The organism is Novosphingobium album (ex Hu et al. 2023) (assembly GCF_022832385.1).
GTDB lineage: Bacteria > Pseudomonadota > Alphaproteobacteria > Sphingomonadales > Sphingomonadaceae > Novosphingobium > Novosphingobium album.
This window is the reverse complement of record NZ_JALHLE010000001.1, coordinates 213,474-238,063: the sequence shown is the minus strand read 5'-3', so window position 1 is coordinate 238,063 and position 24,590 is coordinate 213,474. Positions and strand designations below refer to the sequence as shown.

At 64.0% G+C, this 24,590-nt stretch carries 25 protein-coding genes; 13 read left to right on the top strand and 12 right to left on the bottom strand.

Annotation, left to right across the window (positions count from 1 at the left end; genetic code table 11):
• The first annotated feature begins 14 nt into the window (after nucleotides 1-14).
• Both MTR64_RS01200 and MTR64_RS01195 read left to right on the top strand, forming a co-directional pair.
• Entirely contained in the window at nucleotides 15-974 is a 960-nt protein-coding gene (locus MTR64_RS01200; protein ID WP_243989932.1) for a Gfo/Idh/MocA family oxidoreductase, read from the top strand.
• Nucleotides 974-1,963, top strand: coding sequence for an aldo/keto reductase (locus MTR64_RS01195; protein ID WP_243989931.1), 990 nt, complete (start codon nucleotides 974-976; stop codon nucleotides 1,961-1,963). The genes MTR64_RS01200 and MTR64_RS01195 overlap by 1 nt, the downstream gene beginning before the upstream one ends.
• 68 nt (nucleotides 1,964-2,031) lie before the next feature.
• On the opposite strand, the gene MTR64_RS01190 is transcribed toward MTR64_RS01195, so the two are convergent.
• Nucleotides 2,032-2,925 (bottom strand): LysR substrate-binding domain-containing protein, encoded by an 894-nt coding sequence (locus MTR64_RS01190; protein WP_243989930.1) that lies wholly within the window; start codon nucleotides 2,923-2,925, stop codon nucleotides 2,032-2,034.
• Between the two features lie 153 nt (nucleotides 2,926-3,078).
• A complete protein-coding gene (locus MTR64_RS01185; RefSeq protein ID WP_243989961.1) occupies nucleotides 3,079-5,085 on the bottom strand; it encodes a TonB-dependent receptor in 2,007 nt (668 codons plus the stop codon).
• Between the two features lie 392 nt (nucleotides 5,086-5,477).
• Between MTR64_RS01185 and MTR64_RS01180 the strand changes: the two genes are divergently transcribed.
• From MTR64_RS01180 to MTR64_RS01170, 3 genes are read left to right on the top strand one after another with little or no spacing between them, the layout of a single operon-like run.
• Nucleotides 5,478-6,680, top strand: a complete 1,203-nt coding sequence (locus MTR64_RS01180) for an acyl-CoA dehydrogenase (RefSeq protein ID WP_243989929.1) — start codon at nucleotides 5,478-5,480, stop codon at nucleotides 6,678-6,680.
• A gap of 10 nt (nucleotides 6,681-6,690) precedes the next feature.
• The gene (locus tag MTR64_RS01175; protein ID WP_243989928.1) at nucleotides 6,691-8,880 is read left to right on the top strand and encodes a thiamine pyrophosphate-dependent enzyme; all 2,190 of its coding nucleotides are present in this window, start codon (nucleotides 6,691-6,693) and stop codon (nucleotides 8,878-8,880) included.
• On the top strand, nucleotides 8,877-9,917 hold the full coding sequence (locus MTR64_RS01170) for an ACP S-malonyltransferase (RefSeq protein WP_243989926.1): 1,041 nt from the start codon (nucleotides 8,877-8,879) through the stop codon (nucleotides 9,915-9,917). The genes MTR64_RS01175 and MTR64_RS01170 overlap by 4 nt, the downstream gene beginning before the upstream one ends.
• A 224-nt stretch (nucleotides 9,918-10,141) precedes the next feature.
• Here MTR64_RS01170 and MTR64_RS01165 read toward each other — a convergent pair whose 3' ends face one another.
• From MTR64_RS01165 to MTR64_RS01135, 7 genes are all read right to left on the bottom strand, one after another.
• Nucleotides 10,142-10,831 (bottom strand): TetR/AcrR family transcriptional regulator, encoded by a 690-nt coding sequence (locus MTR64_RS01165; RefSeq protein WP_243989924.1) that lies wholly within the window; start codon nucleotides 10,829-10,831, stop codon nucleotides 10,142-10,144.
• 19 nt (nucleotides 10,832-10,850) lie between these two features.
• Nucleotides 10,851-11,324 (bottom strand): hypothetical protein, encoded by a 474-nt coding sequence (locus tag MTR64_RS01160; RefSeq protein WP_243989922.1) that lies wholly within the window; start codon nucleotides 11,322-11,324, stop codon nucleotides 10,851-10,853.
• Between the two features lie 13 nt (nucleotides 11,325-11,337).
• A complete protein-coding gene (locus MTR64_RS01155) occupies nucleotides 11,338-12,138 on the bottom strand; it encodes an SRPBCC family protein (protein WP_243989920.1) in 801 nt (266 codons plus the stop codon).
• Nucleotides 12,135-12,296, bottom strand: a complete 162-nt coding sequence (locus tag MTR64_RS01150) for a hypothetical protein (protein WP_243989918.1) — start codon at nucleotides 12,294-12,296, stop codon at nucleotides 12,135-12,137. The genes MTR64_RS01155 and MTR64_RS01150 overlap by 4 nt, the downstream gene beginning before the upstream one ends.
• Entirely contained in the window at nucleotides 12,289-12,681 is a 393-nt protein-coding gene (locus MTR64_RS01145) for an aromatic ring-hydroxylating oxygenase subunit alpha (RefSeq protein WP_243989916.1), read from the bottom strand. Before MTR64_RS01145 ends, MTR64_RS01150 begins: the two co-directional genes overlap by 8 nt.
• A gap of 145 nt (nucleotides 12,682-12,826) precedes the next feature.
• Nucleotides 12,827-13,285 (bottom strand): hypothetical protein, encoded by a 459-nt coding sequence (locus tag MTR64_RS01140; RefSeq protein ID WP_243989914.1) that lies wholly within the window; start codon nucleotides 13,283-13,285, stop codon nucleotides 12,827-12,829.
• A gap of 44 nt (nucleotides 13,286-13,329) precedes the next feature.
• A complete protein-coding gene (locus tag MTR64_RS01135; RefSeq protein ID WP_243989912.1) occupies nucleotides 13,330-14,697 on the bottom strand; it encodes an aromatic ring-hydroxylating oxygenase subunit alpha in 1,368 nt (455 codons plus the stop codon).
• A 149-nt stretch (nucleotides 14,698-14,846) separates the two neighbouring features.
• On the opposite strand from MTR64_RS01135, the gene MTR64_RS01130 reads away from it, so the two are divergent.
• The 4 genes from MTR64_RS01130 (at nucleotide 14,847) to MTR64_RS01115 (ending at nucleotide 18,209) form a co-directional block, all read left to right on the top strand.
• Entirely contained in the window at nucleotides 14,847-15,524 is a 678-nt protein-coding gene (locus MTR64_RS01130) for a TetR/AcrR family transcriptional regulator (protein ID WP_243989910.1), read from the top strand.
• A 133-nt stretch (nucleotides 15,525-15,657) separates the two neighbouring features.
• Entirely contained in the window at nucleotides 15,658-16,467 is an 810-nt protein-coding gene (locus MTR64_RS01125) for a TauD/TfdA dioxygenase family protein (RefSeq protein WP_243989908.1), read from the top strand.
• A 93-nt stretch (nucleotides 16,468-16,560) separates the two neighbouring features.
• Nucleotides 16,561-17,538 (top strand): DUF7065 domain-containing protein, encoded by a 978-nt coding sequence (locus MTR64_RS01120; RefSeq protein WP_243989906.1) that lies wholly within the window; start codon nucleotides 16,561-16,563, stop codon nucleotides 17,536-17,538.
• Nucleotides 17,538-18,209, top strand: a complete 672-nt coding sequence (locus tag MTR64_RS01115) for a chloramphenicol phosphotransferase CPT family protein (protein ID WP_243989904.1) — start codon at nucleotides 17,538-17,540, stop codon at nucleotides 18,207-18,209. Before MTR64_RS01120 ends, MTR64_RS01115 begins: the two co-directional genes overlap by 1 nt.
• Before the next feature lie 102 nt (nucleotides 18,210-18,311).
• Here the strand turns inward: MTR64_RS01115 and MTR64_RS01110 are convergent, their stop codons facing one another.
• Nucleotides 18,312-19,106: an SDR family oxidoreductase gene (locus tag MTR64_RS01110; protein WP_243989902.1), complete on the bottom strand. Its 795-nt coding sequence runs from the start codon at nucleotides 19,104-19,106 to the stop codon at nucleotides 18,312-18,314.
• A gap of 279 nt (nucleotides 19,107-19,385) precedes the next feature.
• Between MTR64_RS01110 and MTR64_RS01105 the strand changes: the two genes are divergently transcribed.
• The 4 genes from MTR64_RS01105 to MTR64_RS01090 all read left to right on the top strand — a co-directional run bounded on the left by MTR64_RS01105 (nucleotide 19,386) and on the right by MTR64_RS01090 (nucleotide 22,263).
• Nucleotides 19,386-20,564, top strand: a complete 1,179-nt coding sequence (locus tag MTR64_RS01105) for an FAS1-like dehydratase domain-containing protein (RefSeq protein ID WP_243989900.1) — start codon at nucleotides 19,386-19,388, stop codon at nucleotides 20,562-20,564.
• Between the two features lie 132 nt (nucleotides 20,565-20,696).
• Nucleotides 20,697-21,236 carry a hypothetical protein gene (locus MTR64_RS01100; protein ID WP_243989898.1) on the top strand — a complete coding sequence of 180 codons (540 nt, stop codon included), beginning with the start codon at nucleotides 20,697-20,699 and terminating at the stop codon, nucleotides 21,234-21,236.
• A 53-nt stretch (nucleotides 21,237-21,289) separates the two neighbouring features.
• Nucleotides 21,290-21,796 (top strand): nuclear transport factor 2 family protein, encoded by a 507-nt coding sequence (locus MTR64_RS01095; RefSeq protein WP_243989896.1) that lies wholly within the window; start codon nucleotides 21,290-21,292, stop codon nucleotides 21,794-21,796.
• Entirely contained in the window at nucleotides 21,796-22,263 is a 468-nt protein-coding gene (locus MTR64_RS01090; protein ID WP_243989894.1) for a pyridoxamine 5'-phosphate oxidase family protein, read from the top strand. Before MTR64_RS01095 ends, MTR64_RS01090 begins: the two co-directional genes overlap by 1 nt.
• Nucleotides 22,264-22,327: 64 nt before the next feature.
• Here MTR64_RS01090 and MTR64_RS01085 read toward each other — a convergent pair whose 3' ends face one another.
• On the bottom strand, nucleotides 22,328-23,110 hold the full coding sequence (locus tag MTR64_RS01085) for an enoyl-CoA hydratase-related protein (protein WP_243989892.1): 783 nt from the start codon (nucleotides 23,108-23,110) through the stop codon (nucleotides 22,328-22,330).
• Between the two features lie 152 nt (nucleotides 23,111-23,262).
• Entirely contained in the window at nucleotides 23,263-24,525 is a 1,263-nt protein-coding gene (rlmN, locus tag MTR64_RS01080) for a 23S rRNA (adenine(2503)-C(2))-methyltransferase RlmN (protein ID WP_243989891.1), read from the bottom strand.
• Nucleotides 24,526-24,590: the final 65 nt, after the last annotated feature.

Here is a 24,590-nt window from a genome sequence, read left to right as displayed (position 1 = left end):
CAAAGGAGAACCCCATGCGTATCGCTCTCGCCGGCGCAGGCGCTTTCGGTGAAAAGCACCTCGATGGCCTCAAGAACATCGACGGCGTCCAGATCACCTCGATCATCAGTCGCCGCGCCGAGCAGGCCGCCGCGGTCGCCGAGAAGTACGGCGCCGGACATTCTGGCACCGAGCTTTCCGAAGCGCTCGAGCGCGACGACGTCGACGCCGTGATCCTGTGCACCCCTACCCAGATGCATGCCGAGCAGGCCATTGCCTGTATGGACGCGGGCAAGCACGTTCAGGTCGAGATTCCGCTGTCGGACTCGTGGGAAGATGCACAGGCGGTCGTCAGGAAGCAGCAGGAAACCGGCCTCGTCTGCATGGTCGGTCACACCCGCCGCTTCAATCCGTCGCACCAGTTCGTGAAGAACAAGATCGACGCGGGCGAGTTGACGCTTCAGGCAATGGACGTCGAGACCTACTTCTTCCGCCGCAAGAACATGAATGCCAAGGGCGAGCCGCGTTCGTGGACCGACCACCTCCTGTGGCACCATTCGGCCCACACCATCGACATCTTCCAGTACATGACCGGCTCGAAGGTCATCAGGGCCAACGCCCTGCAGGGGCCGAAGCATCCTGACCTTGGCATCGCCATGGACATGTCGGTACAGATGAAAACCGAGGCGGGCCAGATCCTGACGCTCTCTCTGTCGTTCAACAACGACGGCCCGCTCGGCACCTTTTTCCGCTACATCGGCGATACCGGCACCTATATCGCCCGCTACGACGATCTCGTTACTGGCCGGGAAGAACCGATAGACGTCTCCAGGGTCGCTGTCTCGATGAACGGCATCGAGCTGCAGGACCGCGAATTCGTGGCCGCCATCCGCGAGGGACGCGAGCCCAATTCGTCGGTGGCGCAGGTGCTCGATTGCTACCGCGTGATCGGCGAGCTGGCCGCAAGTCTCGAAGAACAGGACGGCTGGTCCTGATGATGCAGCGCAACCTGGCCGGCAAGGCGCTCAACCCGGTCGGGCTGGGCTGCATGAACGTGGCATGGGCCTATGGCAACCCGCCGAGCCGCGAGGATGCCGTGGCCCTGTTCCGCCACGCACTCGATAACGGCTGCGATCATTTCGACACCGCCAATATCTATGGCGGTGGCGTGTCGGAGGAGATCGTGGGCGAGGCGCTGGCGGGGCGGCGGGACGAATATTTCCTGGCGACCAAGACGGGGATCATCATCGATGGTCCTCGCCGCGGGATCGACTGCAGCCCGGCTTCCATCACGGCTTCGCTGGATGGCAGCCTGAAGCGCCTTGGCACCGATCATGTCGATCTGTTCTACATGCACCGCTTCGATCCGAAGGTTCCCATCGCGGACTCGGTCGGTGCAATGGCCGATGCCATCGATGCGGGCAAGATCCGTGCTTACGGCGTTTCCGAATGGTCTGCGGCGCATATTCGCGAAGCGCACGCCGTTCGTCCGATGGCGGCCGTCCAGACCGAATACTCACTGTGGACGCGCAACGTCGAACTCGGCGTGCTGGAAACGACGAAGGAACTCGGCATCGCGCTGGTTGCCTTCTCTCCGGTGGCGCGCGGTGCGCTGTGCGGCGAATTGACCGACATCGCGACACTTGCCGAAAAGGACCTGCGCCGCACCCACCCGCGCTTCCATCCGGGGAACTGGGAAAAGAACCTCGATCTGATTGGCAAGTTCAGCGCGCTTTCTGCGGAAGCGGGCGTCGCTCCGGCTCAACTTGCGCTGGCGTGGGTTCTTTCGCGGGCAGAGAACGTTCACGTCATTCCGGGCACACGTTCGATCGCCCACTGGGCTGAAAACAACGCCAGTGGCGATCTGCCGATCGATCCCGCGATTCTGGCCAGAGCTGGGGACCTGATCAACCAGCAGACCGTTTCCGGCCATCGCTATCCGGAAGTAATGCGCGGCACGATTGATACCGAAGACTTCGTTTGACGGGGCGTCTCGTGCCGCATTTTCAAAGACGCCCGGAACATGGGTGCACACCCGTGCCAGATTGAATGTCAGGTCTCGGGAGAATTGCCGTTCAGGGACGACTGCATGCCGGCCTCTTCGACGAGCCAACCACGAAACGCGCGCAAGGGAGGATAGGCGTCCCGCGTGGATGGCCATGCCAGGAAATAGGCCCCCTTGCTGATCATCGGACGATCAAAGGCCATGACGAGTTCACCCGATGCCAGTTCCTGTTCGATCAGGAATTTCGGGAGAAGCGCGACGCCGAGCCCGGAACTGGCGGCCTGCGCTGCGAGGGCAAACTGATCGAGCAGCATGCCGTGCGTATGCGCTGCGGTGACATCGTTGATGGCAAACCATTGCTCCCATGCATCGGGCCGTGAACTCAGGTGGAGCAAGGGGGGGCGGGTCAGGTCTGCGGGTGCGTGCAGTTCGAAGCTGTCGCGCATGGCGGCGCTGCAGGCGGGAACCACGGTTTCGCGCATGAGCAAGGCTGTTTCCGCACCGGGCCAGTCATCCGATCCGAAATGAATCGCCGCGTCGAAATTCTCCAGGTTGAAATCGAACTGATTGAGCCGCGTCTGCAGGTTGATGGTGATGCCGGGGTGTTCGGCCTGAAATGCCGGCAGGCGGGGGGCCAGCCAGCGTATGCCGAACGTGGGCAGGATGGCCAGGTTGAGCGTTCCGCCCCGGGGATTTGCGCGAAACCCGAGAGTGGCGGTGGATATGCGCTTGAGAGCTTCGCGAATTTCACCGGCATAGCTTTCCCCCGCGACGGTCAGCCTCACTTGCTGTCTTTCGCGGTGGAAAAGGGGGGCGCCGAGCGTCTCCTCAAGCGCCCGGATCTGCCGGCTGACCGCGCCTTGCGTGAGATGGAGTTCGGCGGCCGCAGCCGTGAAACTTTCAAGCCGTGCGGCCGCTTCAAACGCGCAAAGCAGAGACATCGGAGGGAGAAAGCGTCGCGGCACCTGCATGGTCACGGTCTAGGCGAGTCTGCCAACTTGCGCCATCCTCCCGGGGCCTGTCCTCGGCTGTGCTGCACTGCCCGGTGATTACATATCGGAATGAATGCCTGTGGTCTCTCGGGCAATCCCGCGTCAGTCGAGGCGCATGGAAAAGCCGGCCCAGAACGTTCGCGGTGTACCGAGATCGATCGAGCCTGACTGGTTACGGGTGACTATCGTCTCGTCGGTCAGGTTCTCGCCGCGCAGCACCAGTGCGAAGGGGCCGGCGAGAGGAACCCTCGCATAGGCATCCAGTGTCGTCGCGGCGCGCAGGGTGTTGGTCTGCAGGTCGTCCTCGTATTGCGCGCCGGTGTGGCGGACAGTGGCAGCAAGGCGCCAGCCTTCGCGCGGCGCCCAGGCGAGAGTCGCGCTGGCCGCCAGCTTGGGGACCTGGGCAGGCCGCATGCCGTCAAGAGCGGCCTGATCCCCGCTCGCCTCGACTTTCGAATCGGTCCAGGACAGGGAACCGTTCAGGCTGACAGTGCTGAAAGTCAGATCGGCAGTGGCTTCGAGCCCGCGTGCATGGATGGCATCGACATTCTGGCGCTGGCGCAGGTTGGTGCCGATGGTGACATTGGCGATGGCATCCTTGAGTCGGTTGTCGAAGGCGGTCAGTGACAGCGAGATCGTGTCAGACGGGTGCACTTCTATGCCTGCTTCGTAGCCGCGCAGCCGTTCGGGCTTGAGGGCTGCGTTGGCCTCGGTCCTCACGGGAAAAACCACGAAGGGGCGATAGAGTTCGTTGAGCGTCGGCAGGCGCATGCCGGTGTAGGCGGCGGCGCGCATCGAAATGGCAGGGCTTGCGTTCCACACCAGACCGCCGCGCCCGTTTACATTCCAGCCCGACTGGTTGGCGTAAGCGGCATCATCGCTGACGCTACCGGCTGCGGTCAGGGCGCGGTAGAAGCCATTGCGGATCGTCCAGTGATCGCCGCGAACCCCGGCCGTCAGTACCACAGGGCCGAGGTTCCAGTCGTCCTCGGCGTAGAAGCCGAGATCGGACTGGTCGCCGCCTGCGCGGCGGAAGGCTGTCGGCAATCCGGTTGCGGTAGAATAGGGCAGTTCGACGAGGTGACCCTGGGACAAGCGCAAGTCGGCGCCAAGGCGCAGGACGTGTCCGGCCCCCACAGGAGGCCGGATCTCGGCCTTTCCGCCGATCGCCAGTGTCGGCGTCTTGGCCTGATCGAGCGTCTTCTTGTAGCTTGAGGAACTGATGATGATGTTCGAGAAGTCCTGCGCCTGGACATAACCCAGAACGTCAAACTGCCAGTCTCCCCTGCCGACCAGCCGCAAGCTGCCCTGCTGGCCCGACGAGGTGGAATTGGCGCCCTTGAAACGCAATGTGCGGCTGTCGTCATAGGCCATGCCGGAGGCCTGGATCTCGACGGTATCGGTCAGCGGCGCAACCGCGCGAAGGCTGCCAGACAGCGTTTCGTAGGCGGCGCGGGCAGAGGCTGGCACGCGCTGGTCCTTCGGGGTCGTCCAGAAGCCCTCGCCCTTGTCCCATTGCACGCTGGCCACGACGAAGCCCTGTCCGAGACGCGGTGCCGTGGTTGCCGAAATCTGTGTTTCGCCGCGGTCGTCGATCAGGGCATTGCCCTTGAGCAGGCCGATTTCCTCCGGCCCTGCGCTGGCCAGGTCGATCGTCCCTGAAACAGCGCCCATGCCGAAGGCTCCCATGCCGCCGCCGCGCACTACGCGTACGCTGGCAAGCCGGTCGGGGTCGAGTGCCGAAAGCGGGATATGGCCGAAGAACGGATTGGCGACCGGCACGCCGTCAAGGAGGACCAGCGCGCGGCTGGAGGCGTTGCCACCCAGTGCGCGCAGCGTCACGCCTTGCGCCGAGGGATTGGCCGATCGGCTGTCGGAACGGCGAAACTGTGCAAAGCCGGCGACCGACGACAGCACGTCTTCGATCCGTCCGGACGCACTGGAGACAAGAGCTTCGCGATTGATCACCGTCACGTCATAGGCCGGCGCCGCAGGACCTTCGTCGAGGCCATATCCCGTCACTACGATAGGGACGGCCGGCGCCTCTTCTTGCGCCAGCGCCGGATTGGCGCAGCACAGGGCCACGGCAAGCGAGGAAACCGCAGCCATCAGGCTGGCCAGGCCGGGGGTCAAGGCCTGATTGTTGGAGCGGGTGTTCATAAGGGGGCCTCACCTGTGCGACGCTTTGAATGCGTTGCTCATTTGTTATGAATTATAGGAAGTTGCGCTTGCTAACAGCGCAGGTGGCCTGAGGCAACGGTGCCGAGGGCAAGGGATGGCGCAAGCGCTTGTGGCATTCCGCGCGGGAATGACTTCGTTCCAATCATTCGATTGTGCGTTTGCATGGAGTGCGTAATGGATAGGGTCTGGCATCCCCGCGCTATTGGCCGCGGCAAGGCGTCTTAGAAAGGAGGGCTTCAGGTTTCATAGTCGAAGCCTTTCCCTTGTTTCGCTGCATGTTTCAATACCCGGGTTCCCGCGTTTCCTTAGGAGACAAGTCAATGTCTGACGGTCATGGCCCTTCGCTTTCGGCTTTCGATTGGTCCGACCCCTTCTATCTCGAAGACCAGCTCACCGAAGATGAGCGGATGCTGAGGGATTCCGCGCGCGAATTCGCGGCGGCGGAATTGCAGCCTCGTGTCATCAAGGCCTACCGGGAGGAAACTACCGATCCGGAACTCTTCCGCCTGATGGGGCAGGCAGGGCTGCTGGGCGTGACGATCCCGGAGGAATTCGGAGGGCTGGGCGCAGGCTATGTGACTTACGGACTGGTCACGCGCGAGATCGAGCGCGTCGATTCCGGCTACCGCTCGATGATGAGCGTGCAGTCGAGCCTCGTGATGTACCCGATCCACGCCTACGGATCGCAGGCGCAGAAGGAAAAGTATCTGCCCGGCCTTGCCAGCGGTGAATTGATCGGCTGTTTCGGCCTGACCGAGCCCGATGCAGGGTCCGATCCGGGCGGGATGCGCACGGTCGCGCGCAAGGTCGATGGCGGCTACGTTCTCGATGGCAGCAAGATGTGGATCTCGAACGCGCCGATCGCGGATGTCTTCGTGGTCTGGGCCAAGTCCGAGGCGCACGGCGGGGCGATCCGCGGGTTCGTGCTCGAAAAGGGCATGAAGGGCCTGTCCGCCCCCAAGATCGCCGGCAAGCTCTCGCTGCGCGCCTCGATCACCGGCGAGATCGTGATGGATGCCGTTGAGGTGAGTGAGGATGCGCTGCTGCCGGGCGTCGAAGGGCTCAAGGGCCCGTTCGGGTGCCTCAACCGTGCGCGCTATGGTATTGCCTGGGGCGCGATGGGCGCCGCAGAGTTCTGCTGGCACGCAGCGCGCCAGTACGGGCTTGATCGCAAGCAGTTCAACCGGCCGCTCGCGCAAACCCAGCTGTTCCAGTTGAAGCTGGCCAACATGCAGACCGAGATTTCGCTGGCGCTGCAGGCCTGCCTGCGCGTCGGCCGTCTGATGGAAGAGGGCAAGGCCGCGCCCGAGATGATCTCGCTGATCAAGCGGAACAACTGCGGCAAGGCGCTCGACATCGCGCGCATGGCCCGCGACATGCACGGCGGCAACGGCATCTCCGAGGAATTCCAGGTGATCCGCCACATGGTCAACCTCGAGACGGTCAACACCTACGAGGGCACGCATGACGTCCATGCGCTGATCCTCGGCCGGGCGCAGACCGGTCTTCAGGCGTTCTTCTGAGGGGACGGGCATGGACCGCGCCGCCATCGTTCACGAGAACTTCCTGTGCCGGGTTGCGGAGGGCGATTTCCCGGCCGGCAGTGCGCCTTCCGGGCCGCTGGGCGATGAACTGGCGGTGTCCATCTTCCGCTCGGCGTGCCTGACGCGCGCGCTCGACCGGGAAAGCCGAGCGATGCAGGCGGCGGGGCAGGGATACTACACGATCGGTTCGTCGGGGCACGAAGGCATGGCGGCGGTGGCGGCGGCGCTGCGTCCTTCGGATATGGCGTTCCTGCACTATCGCGACGCGGCCTTCCAGATCCAGCGCGCGGACCGGGTTCCGGGCCAGACCATCGCCTGGGACATGCTGCTGTCATTTGCCTGTTCCTCCGAAGATCCGATCTCGGGCGGGCGGCACAAGGTGCTCGGCTCGAAGGCGCTGTGCATTCCGCCGCAGACTTCTACGATCGCCAGCCATCTGCCCAAGGCGATCGGCGCAGCCTATTCGATCGGCCTTGCCAAACGGCGCCCGCCAGAATTTCAGACGATGCCGGACGATGCGATCGTGATGTGCTCGTTCGGCGATGCCTCGGCCAACCACTCCACCGCGCAGGGTGCGTTCAACGCGGCGCAGTGGACCAGCTACCAGTCGGTGCCGTTGCCGCTGCTGTTCGTCTGCGAGGACAATGGCATCGGCATCTCCACCAAGACCCCGTCCGGCTGGATCCGCGCGACCTTCTCCAACCGGCCCTCGCTCAGGTACTTTTCGTGCGACGGGCTGGATATCTACGAGACCTTTCGCGTGGTGGCCGAAGCGGCGGACTATGTGCGCACCCGCCGCAAGCCTGCGTTCCTGCATATCCGCACCATTCGCCTCTACGGGCACGCGGGGGCCGACATGCCGCTTACCTATCTGGGGCGCGAGGAACTCGAAGCCGAAGAGGCAAACGATCCGCTGCTGCACATGGCGCGGCAACTGTCCGAAGCCGCGGCGCTGGGCTCGCAAGAGGCCCTGTCGGTTTATGAAGCGACTGGCGCGAGGGTGAAACGGATCGCAGCGGAAGTGATCACCCGTCCGCGCTTGCAGGATGCGTCGCAGGTCATGGCCAGCCTGATCCCGCCGAAGCGTGCGTGCCGGACCGGCAACGGCCCCGATTCCGAACAGCGCGCGGAGGTGTTTGGCTCCGACGTGTCGGTGCTCGATAAGCCGCAGCCGATGGTCAAGATCATCAACATGGCGCTGACCGACCTCATGCTCGAACACGGCGAAATCGTGATGATGGGCGAGGACATCGGCCGCAAGGGCGGCAACTACGGCGTCACGCAAAAACTCTGGTCGCGCTTCGGGCGGGACCGGGTGATCGACACGCTGCTCGACGAACAGTCGATTCTGGGGCTGGCCATCGGGATGGCGCACAACGGCTTCGTGCCGATGCCGGAAATCCAGTTCCTAGCCTATTTCCATAACGCCGAGGATCAGCTGCGGGGCGAGGCGGCGACATTGCCGTTCTTCTCGAACGGGCAGTTCACCAATCCCATGGTCGTGCGCATTTCCGGGCTCGGATACCAGAAGGGTTTCGGTGGCCACTTCCACAACGACAATTCGCTGGCGGTGCTGCGCGACATTCCGGGGCTGATTCTCGCCTGCCCGTCCAATGGCCGCGATGCCGCGCTGATGCTGCGCGAATGCGTGCGGCTGGCGCGCGAGGAGCAGCGGCTGGTCGTGTTCCTCGAACCGATCGCGCTCTATCCGATGCGCGACCTGCATGAGCCGGGCGATGGTCTCTGGATGACGGCCTATCCCGAACCCGGCGAGCGGATCGCCATGGGGCAGGTTGGCGTGCACGGCGACGGCACGGACCTTGCCATCGTGACTTACGCCAACGGCGCCTATCTCTCGCATCAGGCCAGTGCTGTCTTGGCCGAGCAAGGGGTGAAGGTCCGGATTATCGATCTGCGCTGGCTCTCGCCCCTGCCGGAAGACGCGATCGTGGAGGCGCTGGGCGGATGCGGCGCGGTCCTGATCGTCGACGAGACCCGGCGCACGGGCGGTCTGGCCGAAGCGCTGATGGCGCTCGTCTCGGAACGAACCGCTTTGCCCCATTCCCGGCTGACCGCCGAGGACAGTTTTATCCCCACGGGCCCGGCCTACGCCGCAACCATGCCTTCGCGCGATTCCATCATCGCGGCCGCCCGGCAGCTTCTGGGGAAAGGCGAATGACCACCGCCGTCGTGATTTGCCCCGGCCGGGGAACCTATAATGCGAGCGAACTCGGCTATCTCGGCCGCCACTTTCCCGATCCGGCCCTGCTTGCCCGGTTCGATGCACAGCGGGCGGCCGCCGGGCAGGAAACGCTGAGCGCGCTTGATGGCGCCGGGCGGTTTTCCATGGTGAAGCATACGCGCGGGGACAATGCCTCGGGCCTGATCTACGCGGCGTCCTATGGCGATTTTCTGGCGATCGATCGCCAGAAAATCGAGGTTGTCGCCGTCACCGGCAATTCGATGGGCTGGTACACCGCGCTTGCCTGCGGCGGGGCGCTGACGCCCGATGACGGGTTCCGGGTGGCCAATACGATGGGCACGCTGATGCAGAGCGCGCTTATCGGCGGACAACTGATCTATCCCTGGGTGGATGAGGACTGGGTGCCCCGGCCCGAGCGCAAGCGCGAACTGCTCGATCTGATTGCGCGGATCGGGGCGGAGCCGGGCCGGGAGCTTTACCTCTCCATCGATCTGGGTGGGATGCTGGTGATCGCGGGCGATGCCGCCGGGCTCAAGGCCTTTGAAAAGGCGGTCGAGCCCGTGCAACAGCGCTTTCCGATGCGGCTGGGCAATCATGCCGCGTTCCACACGCCCCTGCAGGAACCGGTAGCGGCTCAAGGGCGGATGCAATTGCCGGTGGAGCTGTTCCGGCAGCCTGACCTGCCGATGATCGACGGGCGGGGCAAGATCTGGAATCCCGGGGCCACCGATCGCGGCGATCTCTACGCCTATACGCTCGGCGAGCAGGTCACTTGCGCTTACGACTTCACGAAGGCGTTGCACGTCGCGGCGCGCGAGTTCGCGCCCGATCTGTTCGTGATCCTCGGGCCCGGTACGACGCTGGGTGGTGCGGTGGCGCAGTCGCTGATTCTCGCCCAATGGCGCGGGCTTGGCAGCAGGGATGAGTTCCGCGCGCGGCAGGAAAGTGACCCCCTGCTCGTGGCAATGGGCCTGACCGATCAGCGCAATCTGGCAGTTCAAGGGCAAGCCTGAGGGGTGGAACGGCGGACCGAGGGCAACGATGCCGTGACCGCATATTCGCAAAAGGCCTTGACGCGTGTCTGAAGCCGGAGTGCTTCAGCTGGTGGTTGACCAGGCTAGTGCATCGCTTTCCCGGCGGCCGCCCGTTCGAGCGCCGCAATGCCTGGAACTATGTGGGCCTTGTTATCTGGCCCGTTCCCGCGAGACGCGTGCCTTCGTGAGGCCAGGTCGTGATTCTAGGATGGATCGACCTGCGCACCGTGCAGGAACAGCCGGGTGCGGTAGAGGATCTGGCGGTCGTAGTCGTCGGGCGACATCTGGTTCCACAGCGTGAGCTGTACCGAGCCTTCGACGACGAGGATCAGGAACGAGGCTGCCGCGTCCCGCGCATCGGGCACGGAACCGGCGTCCGGGCGCAGGCGTCGCTGGAGCAGGTCGGTGAGATAGCCGATCGTGGGTTCGGCAGTGCGGTCCCAGAGGTATCGGGCGACCTCGGGGCTACGGAACACCTCTGTGTTGGCAATGCGCACGAGGCGCATGCCAGATTTCTTCTTGATGTTGGAGACACACAGGCGGGCGATCGCGACGAGGGTAGCTTCGAGGTCCTCGCATTCCTGCTCGCGCAGGCGTTCGACCGGGATGATCCACTGGTCGATCGCGCGCTGCAGCGCGGCCTTGAACAACGTCTCCTTGTCGCCGTAGCGCGCGTAGATCGTCCGGCGTGACATGCCGACGTCGGCGCAGATCGTGTCGATCGTGGTCGCATCGAAGCCATTGTCGAGAAACAGGTCGAGCGAGCGATCGAGCAGTTCTTCGTTGCGCTGCTCGATCATCTCGCGCGTGGGCCGCCCCGGCCTGCGACCATCGCCGCGGGCCTTGCGCACCGGCTTGCCGGTGAAGAGCGGGGTCGGTTCGCTTGCTGCCATGGCTAGCGATTAGAGGCGATCACCCCGTAATGTCCACATCGGCGTAGCTGGCGAGCAGTGCCGGATCGGGCAGGGGCATCTGCAGGTAGATGTCGAGATGATCGACCTTGCCGGCATCGTCGAACTCATAGACCGACAGCGAATTGACCGCGTTCTGCGCGCCGCCCATCGACGTGCGTTCCTCCAGCTCGAGCAGGACGAGGTTGCCGTTCTCGGTTACGCGCTTGAACGAGCATTCCCACTCGGCATTGGGGGCCCATCCGGCGAGGAAGTCGCGGTAGGTAGGCCAGTCCATCACTTCCTTGAAATTGCCGATCCGCTCGAAATTCTCGGTGTCGAGGAAAGCGCCCATTTCCTCCCAGCGGGCCGGATCGAAGCCGGGCTTCTTGGAATCGTCGAGCAAGGTCTTCATCGCCAGGCTGTATTCCAGAACCTTGCGCGAGAGGCCGGAGTACTGGCCGATGACCTTTTCCACGTCGTACATTTGCTTCATTGTGGGGCTCCTCTCAAGCGGCCTTGTCGGCGAGATAGCGGTCGATCACGGTGTGGAACCTGGCGATGCTCAGTTCCTCGTGAATGAGCGACATGTGGTCGAGCCCCTTGTTGCGCAGGCCCTGCTGCTGGCGCGGCATCTGCTCGTAGTCCTGCTGCAGCGCGAGGAAGTAGGGATAGCTGTTCGGCTCGGTCACTTCCACCGGCTGCGCGCGGTACTGCGCGCGGACCTCTTCGGGCAGCCACATGTAGGCAGTGACGTGCCAGACGCACTTGTTGGGATCGCCGTCCGGGTGCGGATAGGCCATGATCGTCGTTGCCTCACCCGCGCGGATGGTCATGAAGAAGTTGGGGAACAGGAACCAGCCCTGATTGTCGCTCATCTGGTCGTCGGCGAGCGCGCTGACGTCGAGGCCTTTGGCGGTCAGCGTCTCGCGCGTGGCCTGCTGCAGCAGGGTGCGCACGGTCATGCCTTCGGGGAACGACAGGACGCCGTCCGCATCGCGGTGCACGGCGACCATTTCCTCGAACCGGGGCAGCACTTCGGCGACGGTCGGGAAAGTGCCGGGCAGGCTGCGGATGCCTTCGACCTGTTCCTCTAGCGAGCATTCGGCGGTGCGTTTCACTTCGAAGGGCGAGACGGCCATGCCATGATCGCCGAAGAAGCCGTGGCGGCTGTTGCCCGCCTCCAGGTCGATCACCGAGAGCAGTTCGGGATGGACGCCGATGATGTGGTAGCCTTCGGAGAAGGCGTCGATCACGACCTTCCAGTTGCAGTCGAGCGCCTCGCGCACGTCCATGCCGACCGGGGTCATCTGTCGAGCTTGTAGGCCGAAAGCCGCTCGACCACTTCGGCGCCGAGGAATTCGGCCAGCGGCTTCGCCTGCTTGTCCGGGTTGAGGAAGATGAAGCCGGCAAAGGTGTCGACCGGCACTTCGACGAGGCCATGCGCGCCCTTGTCGATGTCACCCACGGGGGTGGGGGCGGGCGACCGCGATCAGCTTGCCGTCGAGGCCGTAGGTCCACAGGTGATAGGGGCAGGTGAAGCGGCCGGAGTGGCCCTTCTTTTCGGCGCATAGGATATTGCCGCGGTGGCGGCAGGCGTTGATGAAGCCGCGGATCACGCCGTCGCGGCCCCGCACCACTACATAGGACTGATCGAAGAGGGTGTAGACCTTCCAGTCGCCGGCCTCCGGCAGTTCATCGGCGCGTCCGACGATCTGCCACACCTTGCTCCAGATGCGATCCTTTTCGAGCTCCTGGATTTGCGCGGACGTGTAGCGGTTGGTGCCGATCTGCCAGTTGAAGGCGGCAAAGTCGATTTCGCCAAACGGCCGGACGGCAGTCTGTTCAGTCATGCTGCGAACCTCTCCCGTGGTTCCTGAGTCTTATCCTGCCTACCGCTTTCGTGCTGACCTATCAATGATAAATGATAGGGTTTATTCTCTTTAATGATAAGCCAGTGCGAGTGCATTGAACGAGGCCTGTCACTGGATTTCCGCGTCAGGCCATGGCGGCATTGGCGGCGTCCATGATCCAGCGGCCCGAATCCTTCGCCTGTTCGTAGATGTCGAGGTGCACGATCTTCCGGTCCTCGTTGAAGACGTAGAGCGCGATCACGTTCTTGCGGATGAACTCGTCGCCGCGGTAGTGGCGCTCTTCGATCTCCTGCACGACAACGCGGCCGGCCTCGGTGATGCGGAACATGTCCATTTCAAACCGGGTGCCGCCGCCGACCCAGTCGGTCATGAAGCGGCAGTACTGGTCCCAGTCCAGTTCCTCGAGATAGGCGCCGACGCGTTTGAATTCGGCGGTGGCGATGTATTCGGACAGCGGCTCCCAGTCGGCGGGCGAGGAAATGCCCTGCGCGGCGATCTGGCCGACCGCTTCGCTGTAGGCCTCGACGAGTTTGGTCAGCGGGCCTTTCTCGCTGGTCGTAGCGGTTGCCGTGATGATTTCCATGTCCGGTCTTCTCCCAATTCTGTTTTGATCGTGTGGCGCGCCGTTCAACGCGCGCTGCCGCCTTCCACCCAGCTGGCGATGGAGGCGTGATAGTGGGCAAGGCGCACTTCCTGACGCGTCAGCGACAGGTAGGGCTGGGTCTTGTTGCGCAGACCCCGCTGCTGGTGCTGCATCTGCTCGTAGTCCTGCTCCAGCGCGAGGAAGTAGGCGAAGTGCTCGCCCTCCGGCACGTCGGTCAGCGGCGTGCGCATGGCCGCGCGCTGTTCCGGGGGGAACCACTGCAGGTTCTGCACGTGCCAGGTGCAGCGATTGGGATCGACGTCCTCGCTCGGGAACGCCATGATCAGCGTGCCTTCGCCGGCATGGATGGTCAGGAAGAAGTTCGGGAACAGGATCCAGAAATGGTTGTCGCTGAGCTGGTTGTCGGTGAGGCCACTGACATCGAGGCCCTTGGCCTGCCAGCTTTCGCGCATGGCCTGTTGCAGCAGGGTGCGCAGCGGAATGTCCGATGCGGGGGGCATTGTGCCATCGGCCTTGCGGAGCCCCTCAAGCAGTTCGTCGAAGCGCGGCAGCGAATCCGCCACAGCGGGAAACGTGGCGGGGAGGCTGTGGATCGCGGCCACCTGTTCCTCGAGGCTGCTCTCGGCGAGGTTGGAGGTCCCGAAGGGCGCGGTGGCCACGCTGTGGTCGCCGAGAAAGTGGTAGCGCTCCTGCGATTCGTCCATGGCCGCGACCAGCTCCGGATGCACGCCCTGAATGTGATAGCCTTCCTGAAAAGCGTCCAGGATTACCTTCCAGTTGCAGCCGACACTCTCTCGGACATTGAAGCCATAGGGGATCATCTCCTCGATTCGGTAGGGTGCGAGCAGGTCCAGCGCTTCGCCGAGGAATTCGGATAGTGGCGCGGCATTGCGGTCGGGATTGAGGAACACGAAGCCCGCGAAAGTCTCCACCGGCACTTCGATCAGGCCAAGCTCTTCCTTGGCACCGACAAAATCCTCCAGCGTGCCTTCAAAATCCGGTCGCGCAACGGCGAGCAGCTTGCCGTCGAGGCCGTAGGACCAGTTGTGATAGGGGCAGGTGAAGCGCGCCGAGTGGCCCTTGCCCTCGCAAAAGGCGTTGCCCCGATGGCGGCAGGCATTGACGAAGCCGCGGATCTGGCCGTCGCGCCCGCGCACGAGAATCCACGACTGGTCGAACAGTTTGTATTCGAACCAGTCGCCCGCTTCGGGAATGTCGTCAGCGCGGCCGGTGACTTGCCAGACGCGCAGCCACAGCGCCTCGCGCTCGCGGTCCGCGTAGTCCTGCGACCAGTAACGGTCGGTCGGCACGCGCATAAGGAAGCCGGAGAAGTCGATATCGGCGATACGCGGCCCGTCATCGACCACCGCGCCGGGCTTTTCCTGCTGCATGTCTGCTCTCTCCCTCCGGTGTTCCGATCATTCGGACTCGTTGCTTTCGGGATGAATAAACTGCCATCTGGACTATTTATTTGCAAGCCACTCTTTCGTCCTTCGCCGGACGGGTTCGCGTTGGCCGGGTTTGTTGCTAGGGAGGCCGGATGAGCGGGGCGAAGCAGGCAGCGGGGGCGAAGCGGGGGGCGAAGGTGCCCGTGCGACCGTCGCGCCCGCGCGGGCGGCCGACCAGCGAGGACGCCGCCGAGATCGACAATGCCCTGATCGATGCCGCGCTCGCCGAGTTCATCCGCGAGGGCTATGGCGGCGCGTCGATGCGCGGCATTGCCAAGGCCGCCAATGTCGCGCGCACCACGCTGCAGGCGCGTTTCGATTCCAAGGAGGCGCTGTTCCAGGCGATCATGACGCAGCAGATCGCGCGGATGTCGGCCGCCGCGTCGCTCGATTCCGACGGGGCGGCGGACCTCAAGGCCGGGCTCAGGGCCTATGCCAAGCGGGCGCTGTTCTACAGCCTCGAGAGCGACTACCTGCACGTCAACCGGCTGATCTATGGCGCCTCGCACCAGTTTCCCGAAGTTGCCCGCGCCGCGCTGGAAAGCACGCGCACCGGCATCGAGCAGATAACCCGCTTCATCGCGCGTTGTGCGGAAGCCGATGGTATCCCCTGCCGTCACCCGGAAATTCCCGCCGAGGGTTTCATCCTGATGCTGCGCGGCTGGTATGGCCGGGCGTTCCTGCGCGAGACAGCGGTTCCCGCCGCCGAACGCGAGAGCTGGGTCGATGCCATGGTCGACCTGCTCGTGGCCGGCCGCGCGAGCTGGTGAGCCGGCGCCGCCAAGTCTCCTGATCGTCGCTGATCGCGCGTGCTTGACACGATCCTCACGCTGGCACTAAAAATAGTCCACATGGTATTTTTAAGCCGTCCGGCATCATCGGGCGGCGGGGAGAGGACGAACGATGATCCAGGTGACCAACCTGACCCCGGCAATCGGATCGCGCGTGGAGGGCACGCCCGGGGATATCCTGAATCCGGAAACGGCGGCCGAACTGCGCAAGCTGCTGGTCGAACGCGGCGTGCTGGTGTTCCCCGAACTGAACCTGACCGACGAGCAGCAGGTTGAGCTTGCAGGGCTGATGGGCACCGTGCGCGACGAGGGCAAGAAGGGGATCTTCAAGGTCACGCTCGACGAGGAGGCGAACGCCAGGGCCGAATATCTCAAGGGCTCCTGGCTTTGGCACATGGACGGCACGCATGACGATATTCCGGTGTTCGGCTCGCTGCTGACCGGGCGTGTGCTGTCAAAGGAGGGCGGCCAGACCGGCTTCGCCAATTCCTATGCCGCTTACGAGGCGCTCTCGCCGGAGATGAAGGCGCGGCTGGAAGGCCTGAAGGTGGTGCACAGTTTCAAGACTTCGATGGAGCGCGCCGGCGTGACGCCGACCGATGCCAATGTTGCCTACTGGAACGGCGTGGCCGACAAGACCCACAGCCTCGTGTGGACGCACAAGTGCGGCCGCAAGTCGCTGGTCGTTGGCTGCCACGCCTCGCACGTGGTGGGCATGGACCGGGCCGAGAGTGACGCACTGCTGGCCGAACTGCTCGACTGGGTGACGCAGCCGCAGTTCCTCTACTGGCACGGCTGGACCCCGGGCGACATGCTGATCTGGGACAATACCGGCGTGCTCCACCGCGCGACGCCCTATCCGCTCGACAGCGGTCGGATGATGCACCGGACCACGCTGGTGGGCGAGGAGGCGTTTGCCTGAAGCAGTGTGGACATTGACCGTGTTCTAATGCTGGGCTTTGCCAATCGCAGGCGCCGTTTCTAGCCTCTCTTCCGCCTAAACGCGGGAGAGAGCATGAACGCCGAATTGTCCGAGAGCCTCGATCACTTCTACCGGGGCGAGAGTGACGACCTCTACTGGACGGACAGCTCGTGGTTTTCCTGGGCGATTCCGGAAAAGAACATTTGCGGCCTGATCTGGACGCATTTCCGGCCCAACATGAACTGCCTGTGCGGCGGCCCGGCGATGTGGGACCTGTCGGGCCAGCACGTCTGGGAATTCCCGTTCTTTGACTTCCAGACCATGCGGCGCCTGCCCGAGGGACGCTATGGCGCCGATTACGACAAGTACGATTTCACCACGCCATGGTCGCTGTCGGTGAAGATGATCGAGCCGCTGCAGACTTACCGCGTCTCCTACGACCGCGCCGGTTTCCGGCTGGAACTGGAATTCAACGCCATCGCGCCGCCGAACATCATGAACAAGCCGAGCACCGAGCAGCTCAAGAGCGCGTTCAAGACGCATTTCGAGCAGCCCGGGCGCATTCGCGGTTATGTCGAACTCGACGGTGTACGGCACGAGGTCGATACGTTCTCGATCCGCGACGGCGGGCATGGGCCGCGCTTCATGGAGATGAGCCCGCCGGGCGGCTATGCGTGGTCGACGGCGGACGAGAAGACCGGCTTCCATGTCCTCGCGCCGGGATCGGGCGAGGGGCCACAGTCGAAAGTGATCGGCGGCTACATCCTGCGCGACGGGGTTCTGTCGCCCACGGTCGACGGCGTACGCCGCGTCGTCGAGCGCAAAGGTCCGCGCCCCGAGGTGATCGAAGTGATCGCGCGTGATGAACTGGGACGGGACCTGCACGCTGTCGGCCGCGCGCAGGTCCCGGCTGAATTCATGCTGTTCCCTGAACGCGGGCAGTGGTGGACGCTGTTCAAGTGGGATTACGACGGCGCCAGCGGGGCTCCCGGCGAGGATCAGGAATATTACGGCATCCACGAATTCCGCAAATGGCACCGCGCCGGGCCGGAAGGCTGGGCGAAGCGGTAATGGCAGGGACGGGCAAGATCCTCCTGCTCACCGGCTCGACCGGGGCGGGCAAGACCACCACCTGCAACCTGCTGGTGGACCAGCTGGACGGGCTCTGGCTGCATTTCGGGATTGACCTGTTTCTTGGCCGGGTGATGCCGCGCAAGTTCGTCGACGGCGGTCGCTGTTCGGACGAGGGCGTGCACGGCGCGCCTGACGACCCGAATGATCCCGAGGGGCCATGGCATCTCGACATGGGGCTTCATGGTGTGCCGGTGATCCACAGCTTCCACCGTATGGCCGCTGCCGCTGTCCGCGACGGGCAGAACCTTGTGATCGACCACATTGCCACTGTCGACCCGCCTTTGTTGCAGCACTGCGTGGCCGCATTCGCCGGGCTTCCGGTGTTCTTCGTGGCGCTTAAGCCGCCGCCGGAAGTCAGCCCGCTGCGCATCGACGCGCGGCTGGAAAGCATCGTCGCCTCGCTGGGGCGCGAACACGCAGTCCGCAACAGCGAGGCTAAGAAGCGGGTGGCGCAATCGCTCTACGAACAGATCTTCGCGCACGATGTGTTCGATCTGGTTATCGATACCGAGCGTCATGCGCCTGAAGAGGTCGCCGCGCAGATCATGGCAAGGATGGGTGACTGTGAAGGGGCGGCCTTCCCGGAACTGGCGCGGAGATTCCGGTGATGGACGCGTGACAGGATATGAGCGGCCCGCCGTCTGCTGGCACGAAAAAGGGGTCGTGCCCCCCGACACGACCCCCCGCACTGGGATAAGTCCCCCCGGTGCTTATTTCGGTGGCATGCGGATCGCGCCGTCGAGGCGGATGCATTGCCCGTTGAAATAGGTGTTACGCGAAAGTTCCATCACAAGCGAGGCAAATTCTTCAGGCTTGCCGAGACGGCGCGGGAACGGCACGGCCTTGCCCAGGCCTTCGAAGACTTCCGGCGCCATGTCCTTGACCTTGAGCATCGGCGGCGTAGCGAAGGTGCCGGGCAGGATCGCGTTGACGCGGATGCCCAGATCCATCAGGTCGCGTGCCATCGGCAGGACCATCGAATTGACCGCGCCCTTGCCGCCACCGTAGGCGACCTGGCCGATCTGGCCGTCCTGCGAGGCAGCAGAAGAGGTGAAGATGATGCAGCCGCGTTCCATGTCGTCGTTGAGCGGCTCGGCGTTGGCCATGCCCAGCGCGGCGATCGAGGCGACACGGTACGAGGCGGTGAAGATGCCTTCGGCCGACCTGGCGATCTGTTCGGTCGCGGTGCGCTTGTAGCAGTTGTTCTTCTTGTCCCACGAGACGGTCTTGCCGCCGCCGGCGACAACCGCGCAGTGCACGACGATGCGTTCCTGGCCGTGGGCGGCGCGGGCCTTGGCGAAGCCGGCCTCGACGCTTTCCTCGTCCATGATGTTGACGTTGCAGAACACGCCGCCGATTTCGGCTGCGAAGGCTTCACCCGCTTCCTCGCTGATGTCGAAGATGGCGACCTTGACGCCCGCGTCGGCTAGGGCCTGAGCGCTGGCGCGGCCGAGGCCGGAGGCGCCGCCCGTCACGATTGCGGCAATGGTGTTGTCGATCTTCACTGGCATATCTCCCGCGTGTGGCGAATCAAGTTGGCGGTCTGGCTAGCGCAGATCGTGTCGGATTTGTCGCGGGCGATTGCTTGCAGGGTGCAAGTATCGCCCGAGCGGACCTGCTCACGCGCGCATTGGTCCAAGGCGGCAATCCGGCTTGCACCGATTGACGATGGGCTTGCGCCTTCGGGCAGGCGCGCCTTGGATGCTGCGGCGAAACAGCGCGGCATTGTCAGATACGATGCCAACCGGCGCCAGGGCCGGCAGGCGCGAGATTTGGAGAGTAGCATGGCCGAAGGTGACGCAGTTCTGGATACCAGCGATGTCGACAAGTGGATCGGCAAGCCGGTCATTTTTGCCGAGTTCTGGGACCCGTGCAATGCAACCGATATCCGCCGCTGGGTACAGGCGATGGACTATGCGAACCCGCTGCACTGGGACGAAAATTTCGCTCGCGCCAGCAAGTTCGGCGGCATCGTCGCGCCGCAGAGCTTTACCGTCGCGATGGACTATGGCCATGGCTGCCACCCGTCTTGCGTCGGCAAGATCCCCGGGTCGCACCTGATCTTCGCGGGCGAGGAATGGTGGTTCTACGGCAATCCCGTGCGCCCCGGCGACAAGCTGACTCAGGAGCGCACCTTTGCCGGATACAAGGTGGCCGACACCGCCTTTGCCGGGCCGACGATGTTCGCCGACGGCGATACCGTGCACCGTAACCAGCACGGCGGGCTGGTCGCCAAGGAACGGGCCACCTCGATCCGCTATCTCGTAGAGGAAGCGGCCAAGCGGAAGGTCTACGACAAGGGCAACGTGCCGCCCAAATTGTGGACGAAGGCCGAGATGGATGAAGTGGCGCGCGTCCGTCTGGAATGGATCAAGTCGAACCGCATGGGCGTTTCGCCCGGCTGGTCGTCGGTGAACGTGGGGGACAAACTGCCGCGCCGCGTGATCGGTCCGCATAGCCGCGTGTCTTTCGCCCTGGAATGCCGCGCGCACCGTCAGAACATCTGGGGCACCTGGCGCTGGAACGTGCCCGAAGGCGTGTACGATCCCGCGACCGAGGATGCCGGTTTTGCGTCGGACATGACGTACGACTTCGAAGCCCGCAAGATCGACCCGCGCCATGGTGACGGCCTGTTCCATGGCCCCAGCTCGGGCCACATCAGCGACGAAAAGGGCCAGAAGGTCGGCATGGGCGGCGTCTATGGCTACGGCTCGTCGATGAACGCCTGGCATCTCGACACGGTGGCTTATTGGGCCGGTCACGATGGTTACATCTGGCACTCCAAGACGCAGTTCCGCAGCCCGGCTTTCGAGGGCGACGTGACCTATGTCGACGGCACCATTGTCGACAAGCAGGAGACGAGCGAGTTCGGCATGCGGGTCGTCACCGTGGAAACCAGGATGACCACGCAGGACGGCGGCACGATCCTCAAGGGTACGGCGACGGTTTCGCTGCCGTTCTGATGCAGGCGGGGTCAGGCGGACTCGTGCCGCCTGACCCCGCTGATCTGGACATCCGCGCTGTGGCGGCTTAGGAGCGTCGCATTCGGAGCGTATGTCCGAGATTTCCCAACAGCAGGAACGGCAATTGTCATCGTGACCAGGGGCGCCACTTCCCGCGTGCCGGTATCCGACATGGTCGGGACTGATTTCCAGGCCGACTGCGCGCGCTGTGCAGCCCTGTGCTGTGTGGCCTTTGCGCTCAACGATTCCGAAATGTTCGCGGTCCGCAAGGAGGCCGGAGAGCCTTGCCCCAATCTCGATGCGGGGTGCGGTTGCCGGATCCATGGCGAACTTGTCCAGCGGGGTTTTAGGGGCTGTACCGTCTACGACTGCCTTGGCGCCGGGCCGCGCGTGACGCAGGACTTCTTTCAGGGCCGTAGCTGGCAGGATGATCCTTCTCTGCTCGATCCCATGTGCGACGCGTTCCGCGTGACCGTTCGCGCGCACAAGTTGCTGTTCCTGCTGAGGGCGGCCGGCAAGCTCGATCTTTCGGAAGACGACAGGTGCGAACTGGGGGCACTGCAGCAAGCGGTTGACCGGGCGGGCACTTCGTTTGAGCTCATGTCGGAAATCGAGGGCGGCGTGCACCGTTTCCTGCGCGGTCTGCGAGGCTACGTCGAGAATCCGGGTTGAAGTTGCGGCCCGGTGTGCTGTCATGGACCGGCTAAAGCACCGGGAGAGAACAGATGGCGGAGCGGGAAGACATTATCGAAGTGCTGAACCTCTACGGGTTCGCCATGGATACCCGGCGCTGGGACCTGTTCGACCGCATCTTCACGCTCGACTGTGATGTCGACTATGGCCCCACGTCCAGCTGGCGTGGGCGCGAGCAGTTCAAGGCCGACTTCGGGACGTTCCACGAACTGTTCGATGCCACGCAGCATGTGATGACCAACCATCTGGTGCAGGTCGACGGCGACCGGGCCTCATCGCATACTTACGGGAGCTGGCGGCTCATCCGCTATGCGGCGGGTGATCCTCCCGTGTGGGATGGTACGGGCTACTACGACGATCAGCTTGTGCGGACGCCGGCAGGCTGGCGCATTGCCAAACGCACCTGCCGGGTGGTGTTCTGGACAGGCAACCCGAAGGTGCAGACGCCGATGGAAGACATGGTGTTCCAGCTTGACCTTGTAGCCCTGCACACTGAAGCGCGGGAGGAGAGGCTCAACTTCCTGAAAGCGATCGCCTGATGGCCAGGCAACGCGATGTGATCCGCATGTCGGATGCAGAGATCGCCGCGTTCCTCAAAGCCGGGCAGAACCTGCAGGTTGCGACCATCGGTGCGGACGGAGCGCCGCATCTCACGACCGTCTGGTTTACTGTGCACGAAGATCGCATCCTGTTCGAGACTTACGGCAAGTCGCAGAAGATCGTGAATCTGAAGCGCGATCCGCGTCTGGCGGTGCTGGCCGAGGACGGTACCACAAATGACAGCCTGCGCGGCGTCTCGATCAACGGTACCGCAGAGATTATCGAGGCCCAGCCCCGGCGCGGGGAACTGATGGAAGTGCTGATCGGGCACCACTTTCCGGATCTGGCGCCTGAGGAATTGCGTCACATGGCCGCGCGAATGGCTGAAAAGCGCGTCGTGGTGGCGGTCGTGCCGGAAAAGGTGGTCTCGTGGGACCACACGAAGCTTTCGGGCAAGGGGCCCTGAGCGGCCGGGATTAAGCCATTTCCGCAGCCCGGACCATCACCCGGTTGCGCCCGTGCCCGGGGACTTATTGCCCCTTCCACACGGGTGGCCGCTTCTCGACAAAGGCGCGGATGCCTTCCCATCCGTCTTCCGAACCGATCCACCGCCGGAAAGCAGGGTGATCCTGCTGCCCGGCCATCGCGGCAGCAAGGCCGGGCTGGTCGAGGCTCCATTCCGCCAGCGCCTTGGTCGCGCGAACCGCGAGCGGCGCGTTGGCGAGGATCTGGGCGCAGATGTCCTCCACCGTGGCGTCGAGATCCGACGGTGCCACCAGCTTGCTGATAAGCCCCATGGCATAGGCTTCCTGCGCGCTGACCGGTTCTCCGGTGAGGAGCGGCAGCATCGCCTGCTTCATGCCGGACTGGCGGACCAGCCGGTGAATGCCGCCTGCGAGCGCGATCATCCCGCGCCGCGGTTCGGGCAGCCCGAAGCTGGCCTGGGTGGAGGCGATGATGAGATCGCAGGCTAGCGCAAGTTCGAACCCGCCGCCGAGGCACAGTCCGTCGATCACCGCGATGACCGGCTTGTCGAGATCGTACCTTTCGGCAAGGCCTGCATAGCCGGTTTCGGCATAGGGCAGGCCGCGTTCGGGATCGAAAGCGGCCAGATCGCTGCCGGCGCAGAACGCCGGGCCGCATGCACTGCGCAGCAGGCATAAGCGGAGTTCCGGGGCTGCAGCGAAGCGCTCGAAGGCTTGATGCATGGCCGCGTGCATTCCCGCAGTCATCGCATTGAGCTTCTGCGGCCGGTTCATCGTGATCGTCATCACGCCGCCGCGCGCCTGCGTCAGCACGTCCGCCTCTGCCATGTCCTCACCCCCGAATCTTTATTGACACTTGTCTAGTCAATTCGGGTGTGTGTCCGCAATCCTGCAGATGGACTGGACAAGCGTCAATGCACCGCGATAGCGATGCGTTGAGACTGAATGCCGTTGAGCGATGCGCAGGAAGGGCCGGGCGGTCAGCCCAGCGCCTTCTCCTTCTCGGCGTAGAGGCGCTCGAGTTCAGCGCGGCTCTTCTTCTCGGCAGCGGTCTTGAGCTGGCCGCAGGCGGCATCGATGTCGCGCCCGCGCGGGGTGCGTACCGGGGCGGAAATGCCCGCCTCGAACACGATGTTGGAGAATGCCCTGATCCGCTCTGGCGTCGAGCAGTCGTAAGGCGCGCCGGGCCAGGGGTTGAACGGGATCAGATTGACCTTGGCGGGCAGCTTGTAGTGCTTGATCAGACGGACGAGTTCGTGCGCGTCTTCGTCGCTGTCGTTCTTGTCCTTCAGCATCACGTATTCGAACGTGATGCGGCGGGCATTGCTGGCGCCCTTGTAGTCGGCGCAGGCCTGCAGCAGTTCCTCGATGCCGTACTTCTTGTTGATCGGCACGATCTCGTCGCGCACTTCCTTGGTCACGGCGTGGAGCGAGACGGCCAGATTGACGCCGATTTCCTCAGCACACCGGTCCATCTGGGGGACCACGCCCGAGGTGGACAGGGTGATGCGGCGCTTGGACAGGGCAAGGCCGTCGCCGTCCATGACGAGCTTGAGTGCATCGCGCACGTTGTCGAAATTATAGAGCGGCTCGCCCATGCCCATCATCACGATATTGGTGAGCAGGCGCCCGTCGGCCGAATAGCCGCCGTCTTCATCGACCAGATCGTCGTCCAGCGCGGCAAGGTCGGCCTGACCGGACTTGGGCCACTCGCCCAGCGAGTCCCGTGCCAGCATGACCTGTCCGACGATCTCGCCCGCCGTTAGGTTGCGCACGAGGCGCATGGTGCCGGTGTGGCAGAAACGGCAGTTGAGCGTGCAGCCTACCTGCGAGGAGACGCAGAGCGTGCCGCGGTCCGCATCGGGAATGAACACCATCTCGAAATCGTGCCCATCGGCGGTGCGCAGCAGCCACTTGCGGGTGCCGTCGCTCGAATGCTGGGCCTCGACGATGTCGGGGCGGCCGATCACGAAGCGTTCGGCGAGCCAGGGTCGCATGGTCTTGGCAATGTCTGTCATCGCCTCGAAATCGGTGACGCCGCGGTGGTAGAGCCAGTGGAACACTTGCTTGGCGCGCAGCTTGGCCGCCTTGGCATCGAGTCCGGCGGTCTCGAACAGTTCGGCGATGCGCTTCCTGGGCAGGCCGATAAGATCGACGCGGCCATCCTCGCGCGGGGTGACGTCACGCGGGACGGGAACCGGGTCGATGTGCCCCGGGATCGGCATGAGTTTCGTGGCTGTCATGATTGGCGGCCATATAGTGCAAGTTCCGCGATTCCGAAAGAGCGCACGATTCTTGCGCCAGCGGG

What these genes read in the sequence shown, in the direction of transcription:
- MTR64_RS01195 (WP_243989931.1), top strand. Translation starts at nt 974, where the DNA reads ATGATGCAGCGCAACCTGGCCGGCAAGGCGCTCAACCCGGTCGGGCTG.
- MTR64_RS01095 (WP_243989896.1), top strand. Translation starts at nt 21,290, where the DNA reads ATGGCGGAGCGGGAAGACATTATCGAAGTGCTGAACCTCTACGGGTTC.
- MTR64_RS01200 (WP_243989932.1), top strand. Translation starts at nt 15, where the DNA reads ATGCGTATCGCTCTCGCCGGCGCAGGCGCTTTCGGTGAAAAGCACCTC.
- MTR64_RS01175 (WP_243989928.1), top strand. Translation starts at nt 6,691, where the DNA reads ATGGACCGCGCCGCCATCGTTCACGAGAACTTCCTGTGCCGGGTTGCG.
- MTR64_RS01130 (WP_243989910.1), top strand. Translation starts at nt 14,847, where the DNA reads ATGAGCGGGGCGAAGCAGGCAGCGGGGGCGAAGCGGGGGGCGAAGGTG.
- MTR64_RS01190 (WP_243989930.1), bottom strand. Translation starts at nt 2,925, where the DNA reads ATGTCTCTGCTTTGCGCGTTTGAAGCGGCCGCACGGCTTGAAAGTTTC.
- MTR64_RS01120 (WP_243989906.1), top strand. Translation starts at nt 16,561, where the DNA reads ATGAACGCCGAATTGTCCGAGAGCCTCGATCACTTCTACCGGGGCGAG.
- MTR64_RS01160 (WP_243989922.1), bottom strand. Translation starts at nt 11,324, where the DNA reads ATGAAGCAAATGTACGACGTGGAAAAGGTCATCGGCCAGTACTCCGGC.
- MTR64_RS01140 (WP_243989914.1), bottom strand. Translation starts at nt 13,285, where the DNA reads ATGGAAATCATCACGGCAACCGCTACGACCAGCGAGAAAGGCCCGCTG.
- MTR64_RS01125 (WP_243989908.1), top strand. Translation starts at nt 15,658, where the DNA reads ATGATCCAGGTGACCAACCTGACCCCGGCAATCGGATCGCGCGTGGAG.
- MTR64_RS01105 (WP_243989900.1), top strand. Translation starts at nt 19,386, where the DNA reads ATGGCCGAAGGTGACGCAGTTCTGGATACCAGCGATGTCGACAAGTGG.
- MTR64_RS01090 (WP_243989894.1), top strand. Translation starts at nt 21,796, where the DNA reads ATGGCCAGGCAACGCGATGTGATCCGCATGTCGGATGCAGAGATCGCC.
- rlmN (WP_243989891.1), bottom strand. Translation starts at nt 24,525, where the DNA reads ATGACAGCCACGAAACTCATGCCGATCCCGGGGCACATCGACCCGGTT.
- MTR64_RS01170 (WP_243989926.1), top strand. Translation starts at nt 8,877, where the DNA reads ATGACCACCGCCGTCGTGATTTGCCCCGGCCGGGGAACCTATAATGCG.
- MTR64_RS01185 (WP_243989961.1), bottom strand. Translation starts at nt 5,085, where the DNA reads ATGGCTGCGGTTTCCTCGCTTGCCGTGGCCCTGTGCTGCGCCAATCCG.
- MTR64_RS01115 (WP_243989904.1), top strand. Translation starts at nt 17,538, where the DNA reads ATGGCAGGGACGGGCAAGATCCTCCTGCTCACCGGCTCGACCGGGGCG.
- MTR64_RS01085 (WP_243989892.1), bottom strand. Translation starts at nt 23,110, where the DNA reads ATGGCAGAGGCGGACGTGCTGACGCAGGCGCGCGGCGGCGTGATGACG.
- MTR64_RS01155 (WP_243989920.1), bottom strand. Translation starts at nt 12,138, where the DNA reads ATGACCCCGGTCGGCATGGACGTGCGCGAGGCGCTCGACTGCAACTGG.
- MTR64_RS01145 (WP_243989916.1), bottom strand. Translation starts at nt 12,681, where the DNA reads ATGACTGAACAGACTGCCGTCCGGCCGTTTGGCGAAATCGACTTTGCC.
- MTR64_RS01180 (WP_243989929.1), top strand. Translation starts at nt 5,478, where the DNA reads ATGTCTGACGGTCATGGCCCTTCGCTTTCGGCTTTCGATTGGTCCGAC.
- MTR64_RS01165 (WP_243989924.1), bottom strand. Translation starts at nt 10,831, where the DNA reads ATGGCAGCAAGCGAACCGACCCCGCTCTTCACCGGCAAGCCGGTGCGC.
- MTR64_RS01135 (WP_243989912.1), bottom strand. Translation starts at nt 14,697, where the DNA reads ATGCAGCAGGAAAAGCCCGGCGCGGTGGTCGATGACGGGCCGCGTATC.